General features: G+C 43.9%; 21 protein-coding genes, 1 other RNA gene, 1 pseudogene and 1 riboswitch. Of the genes and pseudogenes, 3 read left to right on the top strand and 20 right to left on the bottom strand.

Annotated elements, in window-relative coordinates; translation table 11 throughout:
* Positions 1 to 13: 13 nt before the first annotated feature.
* The 3 genes from LZT21_RS11205 to LZT21_RS11195 form a co-directional block, all read right to left on the bottom strand.
* Complete coding sequence (locus LZT21_RS11205) at positions 14 to 757, bottom strand: ABC transporter permease (RefSeq protein WP_233990870.1); 744 nt, start codon at positions 755 to 757, stop codon at positions 14 to 16.
* A gap of 58 nt (positions 758 to 815) precedes the next feature.
* Entirely contained in the window at positions 816 to 1,616 is an 801-nt protein-coding gene (locus tag LZT21_RS11200; RefSeq protein WP_233990868.1) for an ABC transporter ATP-binding protein, read from the bottom strand.
* A gap of 65 nt (positions 1,617 to 1,681) precedes the next feature.
* The gene (locus LZT21_RS11195; protein WP_233990866.1) at positions 1,682 to 2,476 is read right to left on the bottom strand and encodes an SDR family oxidoreductase; all 795 of its coding nucleotides are present in this window, start codon (positions 2,474 to 2,476) and stop codon (positions 1,682 to 1,684) included.
* A gap of 249 nt (positions 2,477 to 2,725) precedes the next feature.
* On the opposite strand from LZT21_RS11195, the gene LZT21_RS11190 reads away from it, so the two are divergent.
* Positions 2,726 to 3,430: a GntR family transcriptional regulator gene (locus LZT21_RS11190; RefSeq protein WP_233990864.1), complete on the top strand. Its 705-nt coding sequence runs from the start codon at positions 2,726 to 2,728 to the stop codon at positions 3,428 to 3,430.
* 14 nt (positions 3,431 to 3,444) lie between these two features.
* Here the strand turns inward: LZT21_RS11190 and LZT21_RS11185 are convergent, their stop codons facing one another.
* The 17 genes and pseudogenes from LZT21_RS11185 to LZT21_RS11110 all read right to left on the bottom strand — a co-directional run bounded on the left by LZT21_RS11185 (position 3,445) and on the right by LZT21_RS11110 (position 18,209).
* Complete coding sequence (locus tag LZT21_RS11185) at positions 3,445 to 4,263, bottom strand: sulfite exporter TauE/SafE family protein (protein ID WP_233990862.1); 819 nt, start codon at positions 4,261 to 4,263, stop codon at positions 3,445 to 3,447.
* A gap of 5 nt (positions 4,264 to 4,268) precedes the next feature.
* Positions 4,269 to 4,487: non-coding RNA, 6S RNA (gene ssrS / locus LZT21_RS11180), on the bottom strand.
* Between the two features lie 105 nt (positions 4,488 to 4,592).
* Positions 4,593 to 4,814 (bottom strand): annotated as a pseudogene (locus LZT21_RS11940) (cell division protein ZapA); the annotation flags it as partial.
* Entirely contained in the window at positions 4,795 to 5,085 is a 291-nt protein-coding gene (locus LZT21_RS11175; protein ID WP_233924764.1) for a hypothetical protein, read from the bottom strand. The pseudogene LZT21_RS11940 and the gene LZT21_RS11175, both read right to left, overlap by 20 nt.
* Positions 5,086 to 5,130: 45 nt before the next feature.
* Positions 5,131 to 5,673, bottom strand: coding sequence for a histidine phosphatase family protein (locus LZT21_RS11170; protein ID WP_233990860.1), 543 nt, complete (start codon positions 5,671 to 5,673; stop codon positions 5,131 to 5,133).
* Between the two features lie 10 nt (positions 5,674 to 5,683).
* Positions 5,684 to 6,493 carry an adenosylcobinamide-GDP ribazoletransferase gene (locus tag LZT21_RS11165; protein WP_233990858.1) on the bottom strand — a complete coding sequence of 270 codons (810 nt, stop codon included), beginning with the start codon at positions 6,491 to 6,493 and terminating at the stop codon, positions 5,684 to 5,686.
* 7 nt (positions 6,494 to 6,500) lie between these two features.
* On the bottom strand, positions 6,501 to 7,544 hold the full coding sequence (gene cobT, locus LZT21_RS11160) for a nicotinate-nucleotide--dimethylbenzimidazole phosphoribosyltransferase (RefSeq protein ID WP_233937556.1): 1,044 nt from the start codon (positions 7,542 to 7,544) through the stop codon (positions 6,501 to 6,503).
* 9 nt (positions 7,545 to 7,553) lie between these two features.
* Positions 7,554 to 9,047 carry a cobyric acid synthase gene (locus LZT21_RS11155; protein WP_233990856.1) on the bottom strand — a complete coding sequence of 498 codons (1,494 nt, stop codon included), beginning with the start codon at positions 9,045 to 9,047 and terminating at the stop codon, positions 7,554 to 7,556.
* The gene (locus LZT21_RS11150; RefSeq protein ID WP_233990854.1) at positions 9,037 to 10,071 is read right to left on the bottom strand and encodes an aminotransferase class I/II-fold pyridoxal phosphate-dependent enzyme; all 1,035 of its coding nucleotides are present in this window, start codon (positions 10,069 to 10,071) and stop codon (positions 9,037 to 9,039) included. Before LZT21_RS11150 ends, LZT21_RS11155 begins: the two co-directional genes overlap by 11 nt.
* Positions 10,072 to 10,074: 3 nt before the next feature.
* The gene (cbiB, locus tag LZT21_RS11145) at positions 10,075 to 11,097 is read right to left on the bottom strand and encodes an adenosylcobinamide-phosphate synthase CbiB (RefSeq protein WP_233990852.1); all 1,023 of its coding nucleotides are present in this window, start codon (positions 11,095 to 11,097) and stop codon (positions 10,075 to 10,077) included.
* A 17-nt stretch (positions 11,098 to 11,114) separates the two neighbouring features.
* Positions 11,115 to 11,684, bottom strand: coding sequence for a cob(I)yrinic acid a,c-diamide adenosyltransferase (gene cobO, locus LZT21_RS11140; protein WP_233937559.1), 570 nt, complete (start codon positions 11,682 to 11,684; stop codon positions 11,115 to 11,117).
* Between the two features lie 20 nt (positions 11,685 to 11,704).
* Positions 11,705 to 12,469: an ABC transporter ATP-binding protein gene (locus tag LZT21_RS11135; RefSeq protein WP_233990850.1), complete on the bottom strand. Its 765-nt coding sequence runs from the start codon at positions 12,467 to 12,469 to the stop codon at positions 11,705 to 11,707.
* Positions 12,466 to 13,494: an iron ABC transporter permease gene (locus LZT21_RS11130; RefSeq protein ID WP_233937561.1), complete on the bottom strand. Its 1,029-nt coding sequence runs from the start codon at positions 13,492 to 13,494 to the stop codon at positions 12,466 to 12,468. The genes LZT21_RS11135 and LZT21_RS11130 overlap by 4 nt, the downstream gene beginning before the upstream one ends.
* Complete coding sequence (locus tag LZT21_RS11125; protein WP_233937562.1) at positions 13,491 to 14,354, bottom strand: ABC transporter substrate-binding protein; 864 nt, start codon at positions 14,352 to 14,354, stop codon at positions 13,491 to 13,493. Before LZT21_RS11125 ends, LZT21_RS11130 begins: the two co-directional genes overlap by 4 nt.
* Positions 14,351 to 14,950, bottom strand: coding sequence for a bifunctional adenosylcobinamide kinase/adenosylcobinamide-phosphate guanylyltransferase (locus LZT21_RS11120; RefSeq protein ID WP_233990848.1), 600 nt, complete (start codon positions 14,948 to 14,950; stop codon positions 14,351 to 14,353). The genes LZT21_RS11125 and LZT21_RS11120 overlap by 4 nt, the downstream gene beginning before the upstream one ends.
* The gene (locus LZT21_RS11115) at positions 14,947 to 16,284 is read right to left on the bottom strand and encodes a cobyrinate a,c-diamide synthase (protein ID WP_233990847.1); all 1,338 of its coding nucleotides are present in this window, start codon (positions 16,282 to 16,284) and stop codon (positions 14,947 to 14,949) included. Before LZT21_RS11115 ends, LZT21_RS11120 begins: the two co-directional genes overlap by 4 nt.
* Positions 16,285 to 16,298: 14 nt before the next feature.
* On the bottom strand, positions 16,299 to 18,209 hold the full coding sequence (locus LZT21_RS11110) for a TonB-dependent receptor domain-containing protein (RefSeq protein WP_233937565.1): 1,911 nt from the start codon (positions 18,207 to 18,209) through the stop codon (positions 16,299 to 16,301).
* Positions 18,210 to 18,436: 227 nt separating this feature from the next.
* Positions 18,437 to 18,671, bottom strand: a riboswitch (cobalamin riboswitch).
* A 113-nt stretch (positions 18,672 to 18,784) separates the two neighbouring features.
* Between LZT21_RS11110 and LZT21_RS11105 the strand changes: the two genes are divergently transcribed.
* Both LZT21_RS11105 and oxc read left to right on the top strand, forming a co-directional pair.
* The gene (locus tag LZT21_RS11105; RefSeq protein ID WP_233924751.1) at positions 18,785 to 19,402 is read left to right on the top strand and encodes a Crp/Fnr family transcriptional regulator; all 618 of its coding nucleotides are present in this window, start codon (positions 18,785 to 18,787) and stop codon (positions 19,400 to 19,402) included.
* A gap of 155 nt (positions 19,403 to 19,557) precedes the next feature.
* Positions 19,558 to 21,270, top strand: a complete 1,713-nt coding sequence (gene oxc, locus LZT21_RS11100) for an oxalyl-CoA decarboxylase (protein ID WP_233924750.1) — start codon at positions 19,558 to 19,560, stop codon at positions 21,268 to 21,270.
* The last annotated feature ends 24 nt before the right edge of the window (positions 21,271 to 21,294 follow it).

The following is a 21,294-nucleotide window of genomic DNA, read 5'->3' as shown; positions in this document are numbered from 1 at the left end:
TTCTTGTAATAAATTAACGACTAATCAATTTCCATTTCTGTGAACGAGCTTGAATTAAAGCAAAAATCTGGTTTAATGCTACCCCAATTAAAGAAATAACAATAAGCGATGCAAATACGCCAGCAGTATCAAATTCGCTACCTGATCTTTGTACAAGGTATCCCAGTCCACGATTGGAGGCTATCATTTCGCCAATGATAGTGCCAATGAGTGCATATGGAATAGCGCTTTGAATGCCCACATATATCCAAGGGGTAGCATCGGGCAAAATAACTTTTGTCAAAATTTGAAATTTTGATGCCCCCATTAACTTTACGGTATCAACTAAATCAGGATCAACTTGTTTTACGCCTGCATAGGTACTCACAAAAACCAAAAAAACGACAAGTACAGCTGCTAAAGCAATTTTGGACTCAATACCTAAACCAAACCAAAGTATAAAGAGTGGCGCAAGCGCGACTTTAGGGGATGCATTTAAAGCCCAAATAAAGGGATTTAATAAGCGGCTAAAAAAGGGCGAAAGAGCTAGGCATATTCCAGCAATCACTCCAGCAATGGTTCCGATAAAAAAACCAATGATCGTAGAATATAGAGTTGCCCATATATGTACCCAAATAGATTTTGCAGCAATCCAGCCATAAAGGCGTTTAAATATACTAGATGGTTCGCTAATTAAAAATGAATCAACTATCGTCCCAGAGCCAAGTTCCCATAGTGATAGCACAAATAAACCCACAACGATTTGTAAAATAAACATTAAATAGTGATTTAGATCCGCGTGACCAGAAAACTTGGTCAAGTTTTTAGTTATTTTTTTATTTGGCATAGGTAAGCCTATCTGCAGCATATTGTTGTTGTAAATAATCCCAAATAGTGTTGTGAATATTTTGAAACTCTTTAGTAAAACGAACTTGAAGTACATCACGAGGCCGCGCTAAATCTACTTCCTTTTGAAATGCTACGGATGCTGGTCGTGGACTAAAAACAATTACCCGATCAGCCAAAGATACGGCTTCAATAAGATCATGAGTCACTAAAATAATCGTTTGCTTATACTCTTCCCATAAGCGTAAAAGAAGTTCGTGCATCGCAATTCTTAATTGAGCATCCAGGGCTGCAAAAGGCTCATCTAGCAATAGTATTTTGGGCTTATAAAGTAGCATGCGGGCCAAGCAAGCACGCTTTCTCATGCCGCCTGATAGCTCGCTCGAGTATTTATTTTCAAATCCTGACAAATCAACTTGTTGCAGGATGGAGCGCGCCTGCTCATGTCGTTGCTTTTTAGGGACGCCAGCAATTTCTAGAGGAAGGGCAACATTATCAAGAATTGTCCTCCATGGGAGCAAATTATCTTTTTGGGTCATATACCCTACATCAGTATTAACGCCAATTATTTGTCTACTGTTATAGAGAATTTCTCCGCTAGTCGGCTTATAAAGACCTGCAATCATATTTAGCAGGGTCGATTTACCGCATCCAGATGGACCAATAAGGGCCGTGAAGGAATGGGCCTTAAAGGCGAGAGAAATGTTGCTTACAACCTCGAGATTGCTCTTGTCTTTGTAGAATTTTTTTCCAAGAGACTGTAATTCAATCATATTGAGTAGCGATGGCATGCTATGCCATCGTAATCATTTAAGGAGGAGATTAAGCTCATCATAATTAACGCTATAGCGCTAATTTACCATAGGCCTTTGAGTCTACCGCCATCAAGATTTAGCGAAACACCGGTTATATAACTTGCTCTTTCCGAGCATAAAAATACAATTGCATTCGCAAGTTCTTCTGGTTTACCAAAACGTCCTAAGGCATTTTTTCTGGTAGCAAGACGTCTAGCTTCTTCCTCGTCAATGACACCAAGTTCTTTTTTGAGGCCTTCCGCATGTTGCCGCCATAGCTGGGTTGCAACCCATCCAGGACAAACTGCATTAACAAGGACATTATCCGGTGCAAACTCAGTAGACAGAGACTTGGTCAAATTCAGCAAGGCGCTATTGGTCATGCCTGATCCAAACATATAAGGATCAGGTTCTTTGCCTGCGCCGCCAATGAGGCTAACAATGCGCCCCCATTTTTTCTCCCGCATGATTGGTGATACGGCGCGGATGGCGCGCATAAATCCGAACAATTTGGTGTCAAGCTGCGTTTGCAGACCTTCATCCGTTAGCTCTGCGAAGCGCCCCGAATACATTGTTCCAGCGTTATTAATTAAAATATCAACTGTGCCATAAGTTTCCAGGGTTTTATTGACTAATTTTTTAATATCTTCTGGATTTGTCATATCAGCAACCATGGAGTTAATTTCGCCCCCAGTAGTTTTGGCCAATTCTTTGCAGGTCTCATTTAGCTCGTCGGCATGCCGTGAGCAGGTCATAACCTTAACACCAGCTTCTAAAAATTCACGGGCAGTTTCTTTGCCAATGCCGCGACTTCCGCCAGTTACGATCGCCACTCTCCCTTTGATCCCTAAATCCATGCTGTCTTCTCCTGAATATTGTGAATATTTAAATGCCCTGGATTTTTATAAAAAAATTTATCTCCATAAACATTTGAGGCCAAGTTTGTGGCTTTATATCCAAAAAGTCAAATTGTTTTTACAAAATTGCCCTACAATCTGATTAGGGCTTATACCTAGGGGTTGACCATCATACTTTTACTTAGGCCAAATTCTTTGCAAGATATACTAAATGACAATAAATGCCGCTATAAAGGTAAATCATTACGAATGAGCAAAATTCCTATACCTGAAAAAAAGCGTGGCTCATCGGTGGACTTTCTTTGTGAGCACTTACAAAATGGCATTTTTGTTGGCCGCTTTGCTCCTGGTCAACGTTTAATTGAGCGGGACCTAATTGAAGAGTTTGGTTTAAGCCGTGGCCCAGTGCGCGAAGCATTTCATCGGTTAAGTGCAGATGGGTTGGTCGACTTAATACCCCATCGTGGTGCAATTGTGCGCCGCTTATTACGACAGGAAGTTCAAGATCTTTTCCAAATTCGCGAATCGTTAGAGGGTCTGGCTGCTGGCTTGGCTGCAAAGAATATTAATCAGGGACAAAATAGAAAATTATTTACAAAGGTATGGAAACAGGCGTGTCTTAGCAAAAAAACAATGCAGTGGAATTTGTTTATGGAAAATAATCAACTTTTTCACAAGACTATTGTTGAAATTTCAAACAACACCCAATTATATGAATTAGTTGAAAAGCTAAGACTAGTTGTGGTGATGTTTCAGGTTGGCAAATCAATGCATTTTGATCAGATGATTAAATCAAATGAAGATCACAGAGAGATTGCCGAAGCTATTTTGGACGGTGATGAAATTAAAGCCCAACGCGCAATGAGTAATCATGTACGTAATTCACACCGCTGGATTGATACTTTACCGGAATCAGTGTTTAAGCCCAAGCTGGCTTTGAATTCAGCTGGTTAGTTAGGTAGTAAGCATTAAAAACCAAAAGCTTTGCGGCTTTCATCAAACATAAAAATAGCCACAAAAATGAGCATCACGCCAAAAATTTTCTTAATATGATTGACATTCAGTTTTCGTGCGAACTTGGCCCCGAGGGGAGCGGTGAAAATACTAATAGAAATAATGCATGCCAATGCTGGCAAGTAAATATAGCCAATAGATCCAGGCGGCAGATTTGGATGGCCCCAACTACCATATAGGTAGCCAACGGTTGCCGCAACGGAAATTGGTAGCCCCAGAGCAGATGAGGTGGCCATAGCAACATGGGGGCGAATATTGCACCAAACCATAAATGGGACAGTAATAAAGGCTCCGCCGGCACCCACTAAACTTGCTAAAGCGCCCGCAAGGGCACCAAAAGAAAAAACTCCTAGAGGCCCAGGAAGTTCTCTATCAGGCTTTGGCTTTTTATTTATAAAAATTTGAATTGCGCTGTAAAAAATAAATACCCCAAAAAAAAGTGATAGCCAACCTGTTTTAAGAGAGTCAAATAATTCGCCACCACCAACCAATCCACCAACAATTAGGCCAGGACTTAGCATTGCCACTAATTTCCAATCGATTGACTGATGTTTATGATGAGCGAGTACGGCTGATGTAGAAGTAAATAGCACTGTTGCCATGCATGTTGCAATTGACATGTGCACGATTACACTAGGATCAAATGCCTGGTGGGTAAACACTAGTACCATAATTGGGACCAAAATCATCCCACCGCCAATGCCCAATAATCCTGCTAGCAACCCCGAAATACCGCCGCAGACTAGCAGTAGCAGAATGTCATTAAATGACATAAAAAAGATTCCCCACCTTAGCCGCTAGGCCCTCATCCTGAACCCTAAGGTTCAAGTTGGAGCGGCAGTTACGCTTCGGGTGCATTAAGATGCACAGGGAGTATCAAGCCAGAAGCCGATACTGTGAAACATCGAAACGCTCACGCCCACGTAGCAAAGACCGCTCCGTATGCTTTCGCATCGGTTCAAGGAGCTATTGGCCTTGGCGAACCAGGCAGGGAAAGGGTTTTCAACAAGGCATCGACTTGATCTTCCAGCGCATTCACTTCGCTTGCTAGACGTGAGATCTCTGCACTATTTTCTGGGGCAGTGGTTGGTGATGCCTGAGGAATATTTAGGGCAGTCTCTTTAGCAGTGATGAGATCGCCCGCTAATTTTAAGGCAGCCATCAGGGTGGCACGTTCGAGACTGCGATTGCCGCTAGCAATGGCTAGCTGTATGTGATCATCTACTAATTGGCAAGCTGAACGAAGTAAAGGCTCATGTTCATCGCTGGTTGCCAGGGTAATTTTCTGGCCAGCAATAGTTACATCAATGCGTCGTTGGCTCATGGTCATCATTATCTAAATTAGGGGGGCTTGTAGAGCTAGCCGACTCACCAAGTAAATTGAGTTGGCGTGTATCGCCTTGATCGGGAAGGCGGCTTAAGATGTGCTGAATCCGTTTTTGAGCATCTTCTATTTTGCCTTCTAGTGCTAGGCGATTTTGGCACATGGCTTCGGTCGCAGTTTGGATGGCGGCGATTTTATGCTTAATGCGTTCAAGACTGGCTTGAAAATCAGTCAGCAAATTTGAAGTTGTTTCACTGGTTTCGGGACTCATAAGATCCATTGTATATCGAGCTGTAATCTAATAGAAAGAGCTCAATTACGAGCCCATTTCTAGGGTTTGGTGACACCCCACCGAAATGACGTCGATGGGCCAATCACTGGCTTGGGTAATGAATTTTTTAGCGTGCAATAAATGGCTTGCGCGAATTACACCGGCATGGGTAATCCAAGCACAATTAGTAGAAAATTTTCGGTAACTTTGATTGACTCTTGCCATAAATGTGCTTACAGATTCTCCACCTCCAGGTGAATAATGCAAAAAGTTGTCGGTCCATGCTGCAATTTCATTCTGCGGTATATCTTGCCATAACTTTCCTTCCCAGCTACCAAAATCCATTTCTTGTAGGTTGGGATCAAGCTCAATTTGGAGATCCTTGCGAAGCGCTAAAAGCGTTATTGCTAAATGGTGACAGCGTTGGAGTGGTGAGCAATAGATTATTAAGTGATCTGGCAAAGTTGCAGCTAAGGACTGTGCTTGAGTAGCATTGCTTGCGGGGTCACTAGCGATATCTAGCTGTCCATAACAAGTACCTGATTTAATTAGCACTTGAGGGTGACGAATGAGCCAAAGTTGTTTCATGGGCAGCTGTTTAGACGGCAATGAGAAAGCCGATGTACAGGCCAATTTCACATAATTGTTGTGCCGCCCCGAGTCCATCGCCGGTATAACCCCCTAAGCGTGATTGCAAACGGGTTTTAAGATAGAGCCAAATTAAGCCTGAAAGTAGTAGGCCAAGCAAAAGTTGTTGCCATTGAATTAACTCCAATCGAAGCAACCCAAAACAAATGACCAGAAGAATACTACTGAGAATTAGCAGTTGTTTACTCGAGATGAAACGCGTGATGTAATGGGTTTTGGATCCCGCTAAATCGCCTACATTCGGTAGCAAATAGACTAAACCTAATGGCCAGGCTCTTGAGATGATATTAACCAAACAAATTGCGACGATCACATGAGCTGGATTAAGTAGTGCCTGACCTAAGGCGCCAATTAACAAAATACGAATCAAGGTGGCAAGAATTAGCGCTAAGCCACCATAGGTGCCAATACGTGAATCCTTCATAATTTCTAGGGCTCTGGCGCGATCGGGTGAGCCACCTAACCCATCAATTAAGTCAGCTAAGCCATCCTCATGCAAAGCCCCGGTTAGCCAGATGCTGCTAGCTACACAAAGAGCGGCAGCCAATAACGTGCTGGCACTACTAGTGGGAAAAAGAAACATCGCTAGTAACCAAACTAATGAACAGCAGATGCCGATAATTAAACCTACTGCAGGCGCATAAATAAGGCTATCACTTTCTTTTTGAGGACTCCAATCAGCCCAGCGCATCCAACTTTTAGGAATAGGCAAACGGGAAAAAAACTGGACTGAAATTAACAGGTGGCGAATGAAATTCATGATTAATTTAATTAATATTTTTTGTGCTTACTTGCGCACTAGAAAAACTTGCCATTTCATTTAAAAGATAACAGGCTGAGATGAGTAATGGCCAAGCGAGCGCCGCCCCTGATCCCTCACCTAATCTTAAGTCTAAATCAAGCAGGGGCTTCACATTTAAATGGTTTAAAAGTTGAGCATGCGCTTGCTCATGAGAGCAATGGGAAAAAATACAATACTGCAATACATTGGGGTCAAGCGCTTGCGCGATTAAGACAGCCGAGCTAGTAATAAATCCATCAACGACAATCACGCGGCGTTGCGCAGCAGCTTGTATGATCGCGCCTACCATTGTGGCCATTTCGAAACCGCCAAAAGCGCAAAGCACCTCAATTGCCGAGTTAGCCTGAGAATGTCGTTGTAATACTTTTAGTAACACGCTGATTTTTTTTTGTAAGCCAGCGTTATCAAGACCAGTTCCAGCGCCTGTGCATTTTGCAATGGGTATGCCTAATAGACGACTCATGATGAGTGAAGCAGCAGCAGTATTCCCAATACCCATTTCACCGAGTAAAAGTACGTTGCCCGGTAACCCGCAAATAATCTCCTGACCATTTTTGATGGCCTGCAAGCATTGTGATTGCTGCATAGCGGGCGTTTGACTAGAATCGGCAGTGCCAAAGGCCACCTTCTTAATAATTAAACCTTTGCGCGGTAATATTTCTTTGGCAACGCCAGTATCGACTATGGTCAAATCTAGCTGGTGTTGGCGCGACAGCACACTAACTGCAGCACCGCCAGCTAAAAAATTCTCGACCATTTGCCAAGTGACATCACTCGGAAATGCAGAGATACCCTGCGCAGTTAAGCCATGGTCACCTGCAAATACGACTAACTGTGGTTGAACTAGGATAGGGTTTGAGCTATTTAAAATTAAGCCCAATTGTTTGGCTAATGATTCAAGTTGACCTAAAGAGCCAAGCGGCTTAGTCTTATTGTTGAGTTCTGCTTGAATTAATTCACCTAATTCGACATTGTTAAGTGGGGCGATGAGGGGTAATTCTATATTCATCCGATGCTTTCATTCAACCAAGGAGAGTAAGGTTTCTTTTGGAATATGGTGCCCAATTAAATCAGCGAGATTATTAAATACCGTATCTAGAGTTTTAGCTTCTTTGCCAAAGAGAGATTTGATAACGGCCGGATCCTCAAATAACCCATGTATATAAATACCAAGCACGTTACCAAGCGAATTTTGCCAAGCTAAGTCAGCAATAATTTCTTGCGCCATTAGCGCTTGTTTTTCATTGTCTGCAGTTTTGTGAGAGGACTTGCCATGATGAATTTCATAGCCAAATACCTCTAGGTAAGATAAAGCAGACCAAAGGCCCTTAACTTGACCGAAGCGAACAGTGATTTTATTTACTTGTTTATCCTTAGCAAAAGTCGTTTGAATTGCTAAGTGCCCTAGGCCCGTTGCCGCACCATCAATATTAAATGGATCGTGCAGCACTTGGCCAAGCATTTGTAGACCCCCGCAGATTCCCAGAACCATTTTCCCCCGCTGGATATGTTTCTCAATAACCCGCTCAAAGCCGCATTGTTTTAACCAGGCTAAATCAGCGCTGGTCTGTTTTGAGCCAGGCAAAATAATCCAGTCGACATCTTCTAAAGAGCTTGGCTGACGAGCCCAAATTAGTTCTAAATCTGTAATATTTTTAAGTGGTTGAAATTCGTCTAAATTACTAATGCGGGGATAGACCAAAACTGCCACTTTTAGGGCGCCAGCTTTTCTATCAAGTGTGCGCTCATCGAAAATTCCATCCTCTTCAGGAAGGCCATGATTAAACAACATGGGGATGGTGCCAATAATTGGAATTCCAGTCAATGATTTCAATTGCTCTGGGGCTGGAGCAAGTAGGGTGGGGTCCCCCCGAAATTTATTTAACAAAAACCCCTTGATACGTTGCTGGTCGGGTTTAGGCAGCAAAGCCCAGGTGCCATAAAGATGCGCGAAAGCTCCGCCACGATCAATATCGGTTATTAAAATACATTGAGCGTTTGCATAACGTGCTACTCGTAAGTTGACAATATCACTAGCCATTAAATTAATTTCAGCTGGCGATCCTGCACCCTCTATTACTAATACATCATTTTCTGCTATTAAGTAATCGAGGGATTGTTGAATATGTGGCCAAATTTTTTCGCTGCGCTCGCGCCATGACATAGTGCTTAATTCAGTATTGACTTTGCCTAATAAAATTACTTGGCTACGGGTATCCGCTTCGGGCTTAAGTAGCACTGGATTCATGTTGACGTTGGGTTCAGCATTGGCAGCTAGGGCTTGAAAATATTGCGCCGAGCCAATTTCACCGCTAGCTTGGTCAGCATTGCTAAATTCAGTTACTGAACTCTGGCGCGTATTCACGACACGCGCATTATTGCTCATATTTTGCGCTTTGAAGGGCGCTACTTTATAGCCCTGTCGAGCATACCAGCGGCATAGCGCTGTGCTTACCCAGCTTTTACCAGCACCGCTTGAAGTGCCTAGGACCATGACACATTTAGCGGGCATACAATTTTTCAGTAGGCGGGGATATTGACTGCCAAGCTTGACAGAGTCGAATTTGTGAGGCGGGCGGTAATACAGCTATCCGCACGCAGTCAGCTAAGCCAAAGGATAAGGTATCGCGTAATTTAATACCACTTTGCCTTAGTTGAAACAATAAGTGACAAAGATCATTTACGGGAGGTTTAGCGCAATAAAAATTGGTTTCACTAGGATAGATTTCCCAACCCATTGCTTGGCATCGCTGCAGTTGCTGCACTTTCCATTCACGCAAGCTGTTTAGGCTTTCTTGTAACCACATGTGAGTTTCGTATTTTGCCCAACTTAAGAGTAAGCTGACACCGTCAACGCCAAGCGGCCAAGAGGGCGCCAGTAATTCAAGTTCAGCAATAAGGGCAATGGCTGCTTTCGGGGCGATGGCATAGGCGGCTCGAATACCGGTTAGACCCAATGCTTTGTTAGGCGACCAAAGTTGCCACACTTGGTCTAACTGGGTTTGATTTAATGCGCTTTCTCCACTTAAGCGTAAGGGATCATAAGCACGATCAAGGACGCAGATTTGCTGCGCTTTTAGTGAGTCAATTAAAGCGCCAATAGAGCGGGAAGTTTCTCCGAATGGAGTTGATGGATCGCATACCCAGATCAGATTAGCATCTTGGCTAGTAGTGACCGTCGCCAAGCTCCAAGCTTCCGCTGCATTTTTATAATCGCTATAACTGTACCGAGGTAAATATACTTGCGGTCTGATAGATACTTGATTATTTGCCTGTTTGGCAATGTGCGCGCTCATGCGATAAATAAATTCACTAGCACTAGCCGCCAATACAATGCGCTGAACAGGCACTTGATGCCATTGCGCTAACAGTTCTTTTAGTGCTGTGTAGTTTGGGTCGGGATATGCTGTATGAGTAGTGTTGATTAGTGCTTCTAAGGTAATTGGGCATGGCCCAGCACCATTTGCATTGGTAGAGAAATCATCGGTAATAGGCCCCAATGAGTCAGGGCCACCATGGGTCTTATATAAAGTCATTGATTAGCCATTTAGACCTGAAGTCATGAGCAGATAAATTACAGGAATTAAACTGCTGATTAAACAGAGGAAAATCAATTTATTCATTAGGCGCTGTAATAATGTACAAGCACGACCAATGTCCGTAGACATTGCTAAGCAAGCGCCTTTATTAAGACTATAAATTGTGGGCTTACTCAGCTGAATATGTAAGGCTAGCGCCATTGAGCCCATTGGCCAGCCACCATTGGGCGATGGCGTTTTTTTTGCCTCGCGACATAGTTGTTCAAAGGTATATGTTGGCTCATGTTGTTGTCTTGCCTGCATTAAAATCAAAAGGCCACTGATGCGTGCTGGAATCCAAGATAAAAGATCATCAATTTTGGCGGCAAATTTACCAGCCCATTCCCAATGTCTTCCATTGCGTTGATCACGATATCCCCACATGGCATCTGCGGTATTCGCATAGCGATATAGGGCTGCAGCTGGAAGGCCGCCAAGTACTAGCCAAAATAGCGGCGCAATTACAGAGTCATTAAAATTTTCAGCTAGCGCCTCAATCGCACTTTCCCTTACTTGGATCGGATTGAGTGCTTGTGTATCGCGACTCACAATCATGGCTAAGCGTTGACGCCCTTCAACTAAAGAACGGCTTAAGGCGGCGTTCACAGCGTAGACCTCTGCAGATAAAAATGCCCAAGAAAATAGGGGCTTAATTAGTAAGCCCAGAAATAGGCAAGCAACAATTGGAGACAAAGAAAAGGCCAGTCTTTGTATATAGACTGCGCAAACCACGACTATAACTGCGCCCATTAGCCATACGGCCATTCCTATAAAAAAATAAGCTAGTTTTTGATGCTTTTTGTAGATTACGACTCGGGGCGAAATAAGTTGTCCAGTTATTTTTAAATACTGGCCCATCCATACAACTGGATGCAAATAGTAATAGGGCTCACCAAAAAAACGATCAATCATGAGAGCAATAAATATAGCGCCGCCCAGAATTCCCCATCCTAGGACAGAGTTGTTGAACATAAATTCAAGCATGAGTATCCATGCGTGCGTTAATCCTCAATGCCCCGTTGTGCTGGAACACCTGCGTCGAAAGCATGTTTAATTTGCTGCATTTCGCTCACGGTATCGGCAATATCAATAATCTCCTGTGGGCAGCGTCTACCAGTTAGGCAAACATGCACATGGCTAGGCCGTTTTTGCAATGTTTCAACTACATCGGCTAAGGGTATCCAGCCATAAATAAGGGGATAAGTGATTTCATCCAAAGCAATTAAAAAATAGTCACCGCTCAGAATGCTTTGCTTGGCTTTTTCCCAGCCATTACGCGCAAGTTGTGCCGAATGTTCTAAATCTTTACTTTTCCAGCTAAAGCCATCACCTAAGCCTTCAATGGGTATACCTAATTTTTCAAACATGCGATGTTCACCAAAACGGGCACTGGGAACTTTCATGAATTGGTAAATTTTGACCTTTTTATCTCGACCATGGGCGCGTAGAGATAAACCAAATAAGGCAGTACTTTTTCCCTTGCCGTTGCCGGTATAAATGAGCACTAGCCCACGGCGTTCGCCGGGAGATTTTTCATAGGGCTTGTCTGTTGGAGGCGCTTCAATTTGCATATTAAATCCTTGCGATGGTGTTAGCGGTTTTGGGGCATGACAACCCAAGATCCTTGTAGGGGATGAATTTTGATGCGGTTGGAGAATACAGCTTCAATTTGTGCATGGGTTTGCTGGTGCGTGGTGGCACCTTCATAAGAAAGCGAGCCTTGATTCAAGATGATGACATGATTAGCTTGCAACGCATACGTAATATCATGCAATACCGTAACAACGGTGGTACCTTGCTGGGTTAGGGATTGAATTAAGTCGATAAGATCAGCCTGATGTGGTGGGTCGAGATTAGCGAGGGGTTCATCCATCAGGATAATTTCAGCCTGCACTGCTAAGGCACGTGAAATTAAAATCCGTTGACACTCACCACCTGACAATTCGTTAATGGGGCGATGGCGCAAGTTCCATGCTTGGGTAGACCGTAATGCTTGTTCGACAATATGGTGATCTGTGGCACTGGGACTACTAAACCATTGTTGATGTGGTAATCGCCCCAGCATTACTAAGTCGTATACCAATAAATCATCACTAACAACTTCGTTTTGTCCAAGCCAAGCAATTTTTTTAGCACGTTCCTTAGCTTGCATGGTGTGCAGGGGTATTGAAAAAATATTTACAGAATTGGTATGCGGTAACAAACCCGCGATTACTTTTAAGAAAGTAGACTTTCCTGCGCCATTAGGCCCAATAATGCTTGTCCATTGCGCTTGTGGAATTGCGGCAGATATATGATGTAAGACTTCGACACCTCCGAGTTTGGCGCTAATATTTTGAGTGTTAATGGCAATCATTTATACCTGCCAACGGGTTGTTTAGCATGCATTAACCATAATAAGTAACTGCCCCCTAGAATTGCTGTTAATAAGCCAACAGGTAATTCTTGGGGGGCGATGAGTGCGCGCGCAAGAATGTCAGCTGCAAGTAATAAGCCTCCACCAACACCGCTCGAAAGCAGTAAGAGCATGTGATGGGTTACGTTAGTTTGCGAGCGTACCAAATGGGGAGCAGCTAGGCCAACGAAAGCGATGATGCCAACTTGGCTCACCGCAGTACCTGTAGCTAAGGCTAAGATGAAAATGAATATCGCGCGCGCTAAGTTCAAATTAATGCCAAGACTAAGTGCTGTTAATTCGCCTAGCGCTAAAGCATCAAGCGCTTTACCTAGAGGCCAAGCTAGAGCACAGCTAAAGATGAGCGCAATACTCATGATGACACATGCAGACCACCCTGCGAAACTAGTGGTTCCCAACATAAATGCTTGCATTGCTTGCAATATTTCTGGGTTCATGATGGAAATAAAGGAACCCAGCGCCCCCAAAATTACACCTACTATTACCCCAGCCAAGAGTAGTCTAAAAGTATGTTGGAAGCCTTTCGCAAGAAAAATAGTGATAAGCACGCCGGCTAGAGCGCCAAAAAAAGCAGCGCTCGTTATGCCAATTCGCATAAACCAATTTTCAGCATATAGACTTGTACTTAACAAGATTAAACTCAATGCAACTCCTAAGGTAGCCCCCGAGGCACTCCCTAATAAATAAGGATCAGCGAGAGGGTTACGAAAGAGTCCCTGGGCAATTGCGCCAGCAAGACCTAAGAGGGCACCGGCTAGCCAAGCAGCGAGCGTGCGCGGTAAACGGATATCAAAAATGATTTGCCATGCGCCAGCGTCGCTAGTATTCAATATAAAAGACTTGATCCCAGTGCTTCCTACGCTCATACCGATGATGAATAAAATACTAGTAGTAACTAGTAAAATAACGCTTAGGCGCCACACTCGGACCCGAGAGGGGAAATTCGCAGCTTGGATAGTAGTCATGGATATTTTGCGCTAATACAGTTAGCCATAATTTGCGCTCCCTCAGCAAGGCGAGGACCTGGACGAGACAGAATATCGGCTTCAGTGGGAGTAAAAGTGCAAATACGTTGCTGACTTACCGCACTCATTTTTTTCCATCCAGGCCTACCTTCAATTTGACCACTTTGTTTATAACCCATCATGATGAGGTCGGGATTTTCTCGCACGATAAATTCGGGATTTAATTTCGGGAAAGGACCCAAAGAACTTGGAATAATATTGGTCAGATGTAAGCGCTTAAGGGTTTCGCCAATAAACGAAGATTCACCCGCGCCAAAGGGTGTACTGCTGACTTCAAAGTAAACTCGTTGACCGTTAGCGGCTTTGGGTAAGGTGCTGGCAATCGTATGCACTTGTGTCAGCAAATTAAGCCAAATCGTTTCAGCATCCTTTGGGGGAGCTCCGAGTATTAAAGTCAGGCGTTGCAAGGCTTGGTGTACATCAGCATAGTCCTTCACATCAAAAGCAATGACCTTTATTCCCAATGAACGCAAGCGTTCACTGGCGCGCGAATTTTTTCCTACCAGTACTACATCAGGCTTTAAGGCAGCAATGGCTTCAATATTTGGATCTAATCCCCCACCAACAGATGGTAATGATTGAATGCTTTCTGGCCAATTTGAATACCGATCAATGCCTACTAATTTTTGGCATTGTTTTAGTACGCAAATTGTTTCCGTTATAGAGGGGAGTAGCGAGATAATTCGTAGCGGAGATTTTTGTAGACTCGTCGTATATCCTTGATCATCAGTAATTTCGATGGCCCATGCGCTTGAAGTAACCATTACTAAAGCAAAAATAAGAAGCCAGTGGACTTTCATGCTGTCCCTTTAATATATATTGGGCAACCTGCCACCATGAGGGTGACGCGCTCACACGCTTGGGCAACTACCTGATTTAATAATCCGAGTTGATCTACAAAGTAACGCGTTTCAGCGCCAAGCGGAATGACACCTTGACCAATTTCATTGCTAACTAAGACTATTGGACCCCTGCAAGCATGAATTGCATTCAGTAGAGCAGAATGCGCCTGCAAAAATGAAGCCGCTAAATCTGAAGGGCTGGCATTATTTTGTTCTGGGGGTGGGCTAAGAAAGTTACTTAACCAAAGCGTGAGGCAATCAATCAGCAAAAATCGTTTTGGGTCAGAATATTGTTCAATCACTTTTGCTATCTCGATTGTTTCTTCGATAGTTTGGCAGCGTGGTAATTTTTTCTGACGTAGGAGGCGATGTAACTCAATGCGCACTTTCATTTCGGCATCCCCTGCTTGAGCGGTTGCAATCATCATGACCTCATGCTGTGGATCGCTGATGGACCACTCTGCAGCCAGCTGTTCTGCGCGTGAGGATTTACCACTTTTTTGCCCGCCCAGAATGAGTTCACTACGGGCAATAGTCATAGTCGAGGTAGTCATTGCTGGCGATCTTGTGGCAGAAATAAAGCTGCAGTGGCTTTGGGGTTCGACGCAAACCAAGCATGAAAATAGCTAGCCTGTAGAGAGTTTTTTTGGAAGAGTAATTCGCCAGATGCATTGTTAACTGCTTCCGTTTTTTTTAAACATTGCGTGTGCGCTTTTAATGGACTTATGCAAGTTGAATAATGAAAGGTGTGACCACGTATCTCTTGGCCATATAGGTGTAAAGATTGCAAGCCAAGTCCGCCAAGTCGTTTTTGCATCGTTACGGTACCTGGCAATACACCCCACATAGGATGCGGTTGACCGTCAGTAGTTATGAGCGTTTCAAATAAAGCCATCATGCCACCACATTCAGCCCAAATGGGCCGATTGTTTTGCATGTGCATATGTAGTTGACGTTTCAATTCCTGATTATTACCTAATGCTTCTGCATATAACTCTGGATATCCACCCGGCAGCCATACTGCATCACATATTGGCAGAGGATCACCTCGTAAAGGAGAAAAAAACTGAATACGGGCACCTAATTTTTCGAGTACATCTAAATTGGCTTGATAAATAAAACAAAAAGCAGCATCTTTAGCGACCGCAATGATTTTATCGTCAAGTAATTTTTGATTTAACTCTTTTTTTATATTGGTAGGATATTCGACTACTAAACTTGATAAGCGTTGCAAGATCGTTTCACCAAAATTACTGGCTTCGATTGCATTAGCAATCAGGTCCAGTTTTTGTTCAGCATTCACAATTTCTGCACTCATTTTTAGGCCAAGGTGTCTTTCAGGAAAGCCCATTTCGGTATTGGCAAAGATGGCACCTAAAAAATGATGGGGATTGGCGATGGCTGACTCTAGCATGGCTGCGTGCCCAGGAGATGCGACTCGATTAGCTAAAACGCCTGCCCATTTCATATGGGGTTGATATTGTTCTAACCCTAAAGCAAGGGCACCAAATGTGCCAGCCATAGCAGAGGCGTCGATGACTGCCATCACCGGAACATGAAAGCGTATTGCTAAATCTGCGGCACTCGGGTCACCATCGAATAGCCCCATGGCACCCTCTATCAAAATAACGTCAGCAGATTCTGCCGCCTCTCGAAGTCTAGCTTGACAATCATCTTCGCCTGTCATCCAGAGATCAATTTGGTAAACGGGGTTTCGGCTAGCAAGACTTAGCCAAAATGGATCTAAAAAATCTGGACCACATTTAAAAACACGGACCCGCTTACCTTGCTTGGTAAGGAAATGGGCTAAGCCGGCTGTGATCGTCGTTTTACCTTGACCCGATGCGGGAGCTGAAATCAGTAGAGTGGGACATGAATTCGGTTTCATAGATAGGCTATTGACTAGGGGGTGTACCGTACGCCAGCAAAAATATTAGAGCCGGGAGTGAGATAGCCATATGAGAGCTGGTATTGGTTATTTAAGGCATTATTCCAGCGGGCAAATAAGGACCATTTTGGCTGAATTTCATAGCTCGCGAATAAATCAAGCAGGGCATAGGAAGACATGGTCACCGTATTTTTTGCATTGCCATAACGTTGCCCAGCGATCGTTATATTCGCCCCCGCATTTAATTTTCCCCGACGGTATTCGCTGCCTAAATTAGCCAATTGTTTAGCTCGATTAGGCAAAGCTAACCCCGTATTTTGATCTACTGCATTGAGTAAGTCGAGTGCAGCTTTTAAGTTCCAGTATTCAAGTCGCGTATTGGCACCCAATGATGCGCCGGTAATGTTGACTGAGGCAAAATTTGTGGGGCAGTAACCGCTGGCTTGGGTTGTACAAGGCAGGGCTTGAATTAAATTTTGTACTTTATTTTGATAGCCTACTAAGTGAATTTCATAATTACCTGGCTCGTAATGTAGGCCTACTTCGGCGTTGCGATTCGTTTCTGGTTGCACGTTCGGAGTGCCATAGCCAGGATAGTAAAGGTCGTTAAAGGTCGGCGCTCTAAAACCGGTACCGTAGTTCACATTGGCTCGTAAGCCTTTAGTTAAAAAATAACCATAAGCTCCGCTATAGGTAAAGATAGGGCCGTACCCCGTAATCGTGTCATTCCGTACCGCTACTGTGGCTAAATTATTGCCACGATTTAATTGATACGATCCTGCAGCTGAATTAGTAGTGCGAGAGGCATTAATATTCGTGGTATTGGCGTATTGCACTAGCCGCTCGACCATTAGCTGTAAATTATCGGGACCAACTTTGATATCGTTTTTCCATAAAAAATCATTTTGTGGAGACTTAATGCTGTCGTTACTATTTGTAGTTAAATTCTGGCCAAAATTTGAAGTATTTGAAAGTTGAATGAAGCTCTGCCAATTTTCCGTAATTTGATTTTTAGAAAAGACAGTAGCGATCGATAAATTATTAACTTGAGAATTGACCTCTGGTAGGGAGACATCGTAATCGTAACCAGGGTACTGGTAGTTGGTACGGCTGGCCAGTACTTTGACGCCAAACTCTTGACCTTTTTGCCACTCATGCGAAACCTGTCCCGTAGCACCAAGACGGGTATAGCCCGTGCGGGTTGTAGGGTAGCCTGGCGCACAATAATTTTTCGTGGCATTCGCAGCGCTACAGGGGTTTGTAGATGCCACGGTATTGAAGCCCATTGAATTTTCTTGGCTTAAACCAAGGTTATAACGTGTGGGCTTATCGTCACCAACCGAGCCTGATACCGAAGCAGTATTAATAGTGGTGCCATATGTACCATAACCACTTGAGGCACTAAATTGCGCAGGACCATCGCCCCGTTTGGTAAAAATTTGAATGACACCACCCAGGGCATCTTGTCCATAAAAAGTACTTTGCGGTCCAAAGATAATTTCAATATGGTCAATTAATTGAATTGGAATTGCGCTCCAAACTGCACCACCTAAAGTGGATGATTCGGTACGCACACCATCAATTAAAACTAAACTTTGATTATTGCTAGTACCACGTAAATAAACGCTGGCCAGACCACCGGGTCCACCATATGTCGATATTTGTACGCCACGCTGCTGTTGCAAGAGCTCGGGTACGCTCATTTGCCCAGCCTGAGCGATTTCTTCGGGACCAATATAAACATAGTCAGCCAACACATCCGCACCTTTGGTGGGCATACGGGTGGCTGTTACGATGAGTGGTTTAGTGGAATTCGGGGAGTTAATCACTGCTACTGAACTATCTCCTGAAGATTGCGCTTGGGATGGGTTTTGAGCTTGGGCAGCAGTATTCGAAATCAGGCCCGTGATACTCAGCAGCGCCAATAAAATGAAACGAAGAAACGCAATCCTCTCGCAAAATGAAGAAGTAATAAAAGAACAATACTGCATGGTTTAAATCCTGTACTAAGAACACTAAGCCAACTTCCCCGTTAGCCGAGTCGAACAGAATTTTGAGTTGAGAAACAGCACGTCAATAGAGCAGGGCGCGATGCAATGCAAATAACTTACGCAACCATTGCTACGATTGGCGCGCGAAGTTCCCCGTCCGCAAAAATTCCACCTGTCTTGGCCGGTATCCGGGCTGACGAGTTTCAGAAATTTGGCCTTCCCATGTATTGACTCACACAGTGGCTTATTCAAATTCTGCGTCTCAAGGAAGATTGCCTTCAATTGGGACACTCGCTTACCGTTGCGGGGGCAGCACACGTTTGTTTAGTGTTTCCCGTTTAACCTTCATTGCTAGCTTGCACTAGCCAAAAAGGCACCACGACCTAAGCAGTTTACCTGATTGCGTAAAGGGTTTTACAATATCGCTTACAGACCGCTAAAGCCCCCCAAAAGGGATTTTCCATAGCGCTTCTGTAGAGCTTGTGAGGGAGATCTAAACTCTAGAATTGATGACCATACTCGAAAACCACCCTGAAAAAAACGTGATTCGCTTGCAGTTGAGTCAAAATGTGATTTTGCAGCATCTTGACCCTAAAAGCATGTCAGAGCTTTTGGGTCTCCTTGAGATTGCTGATTTAAAGAAAACTGAAATTTTGCTTCATCAAGGCGACACACAAATGGAGCAGTACTTTGTCTTGGATGGCATCTTAAAGCGAATTGTTTCTAGTGTCGATGCAAAAGAAATGATTTTGCGTTTCGCAATTGAAAAAGATATTGAAACTAGTTACGCTGCCTGGCGACTGAAAACCGCTGCCCCTTACAGCATCGCTTGCGTTACTAAAGCGCGAGTTGCGCGGATGCCCTTAAAAAAATGGGTTGATTTCTTAGATCGACATCAAACTATTAAAGATAGTTTTGAATTTGAAGTTATGCGCCTGATGAGTGAAATCATGGCCCATACTATTACCTTGCATATGCTTGATGCCCCAGGGCGGGTAGAGCGATTTGTGCGGAAGTATGCTTACCTCTTTGAGTTATTGCCCAAAAAAGAGCTTGCGGCCTACCTCAACTTGTCTCCCGAGACCTTGAGTCGCTTAAAAAATAAGCATAAAGAACTTTTTTTGTAGATTCTTGATTGGGCCAAAATAGCCAATATTGGCGATTTCGGACTAACTTGACGTAAGTCAATGCGCCTCATGGCGCCTCAGCCTAATATTCTAGATATTGCATTAAGACCCTTTAGAATTGGGCTTTAACCGCGGGCAAATAGACTAAAAAATATATGACAAATGACACTCAAACCCCAGCATTAACTGACGGCTTTCATCTGGTAATTGATGCCCTTAAACTCAATGACATCCATACTATTTTTGGTTTGGTCGGTATACCCATTACCGACTTAGCGCGCTTGGCACAGGCTGAAGGCATGCGTTTCATTGGCTTTCGCCATGAGCAGCATGCGGGAAATGCCGCAGCAATTGCCGGCTTTATGACCCAAAAGCCAGGTATTTGTTTAACTGTTTCAGCGCCTGGTTTTTTAAATGGACTTACCGCTTTAGCGAATGCTACGACCAATTGCTTCCCAATGATTTTAATTAGCGGGTCGAGCGAACGTGAAATTGTGGATTTACAGCAGGGCGATTATGAAGAAATGGATCAACTCAATAATGCGCGACCCTATGCTAAAGCTTCTTACCGAATTAATAAGGCTGAGGATATTGGTATTGGGATTGCCCGAGCCATACGCGCAGCGGTTTCTGGGCGGCCGGGCGGCGTTTATTTAGATTTGCCAGCAGAGCTCTTGGGGCAATCGATTGATGCTGAAAAAGGAAAAAAATCCTTAGTAAAAGTGGTTGATCCAGTGCCTCGTCAAATTCCTGCTCCCGATGCAATTCAACGGGCAGTTGATCTGATTAAAAGTGCAAAACGCCCCTTAATTTTATTGGGAAAGGGTGCAGCTTACGCCCAAGCCGATGCCGACATTCGGCAATTTGTTGAAATGTCTGGAATTCCTTACCTTCCCATGTCAATGGCTAAAGGTTTATTGCCCGATACCCATCCGCAATGTGTTTCTGCGACTCGTTCTTATGTTTTGGCAGAGGCCGATGTGGTGATCCTGATTGGCGCGCGTTTAAATTGGTTATTAGCGCATGGCAAAGGAAAAACTTGGGGTGGTGCACCTAAACAATTTATTCAGATCGATATTTCACCTACAGAAATTGATAGCAATGTTGCCATTGCCGCGCCGCTTATTGGCGATGTGGGTTCGTGTGTGGCTGCGTTGCTAGCAGCGATGGGGCCAAACTTCCCAAGACCAAGTGATGCTTGGATTGGTGATATTACTGATCGTAAAGATAAAAATATTGCCAAGATGGCGATCACCTTGGAACAAAATCCAACGCCAATGAATTTTCATAGCGCTTTGCGCGCAATTCGGGATGTATTGAAAACACGCCCCGATATTAATGTGGTGAATGAAGGCGCTAACACGCTTGATTTTGCTCGCAGCATTGTTAATATGTACCAGCCCCGCAAGCGTTTTGATTCCGGCACCTGGGGCATTATGGGAATTGGCATGGGTTACGCCATTGGCGCAGCCGTTACTAGCGGGCTGCCAGTGGTGGCAATTGAGGGTGATAGCGCTTTTGGTTTTAGTGGTATGGAACTAGAAACAATCTGTCGTTATAACTTACCCGTGACCACCATTGTGTTTAATAACAATGGTGTATATCGTGGCACCGATGTAAATCCTACTGGTGGAGCGGATGTTGCGCCTACCGTGTTTGTAAAAGGTATTCGTTACGACAAAATGATCGAAGCCTTTGGCGGCATTGGTTATAACGTAACGACTCCAGAAGAGTTAACTAAAGCACTCACCGCGGCGATTGCCGCAGGTAAGCCAGCTTTAATTAATGCGGTAATTGATGAGACTGCGGGCACTGAAAGTGGTCGCTTAACGAACCTGAATCCATCTAGCGCTGCAAATAAGAAATAACTATTTTTCACTTAATTGATTTAA

The organism is Polynucleobacter sp. IMCC 30228 (assembly GCF_021395205.1).
Classification (GTDB): domain Bacteria; phylum Pseudomonadota; class Gammaproteobacteria; order Burkholderiales; family Burkholderiaceae; genus Polynucleobacter.
The sequence above is the reverse complement of the archived record's forward strand: the minus strand, read 5'-3'. Positions and strand labels throughout refer to the sequence as shown.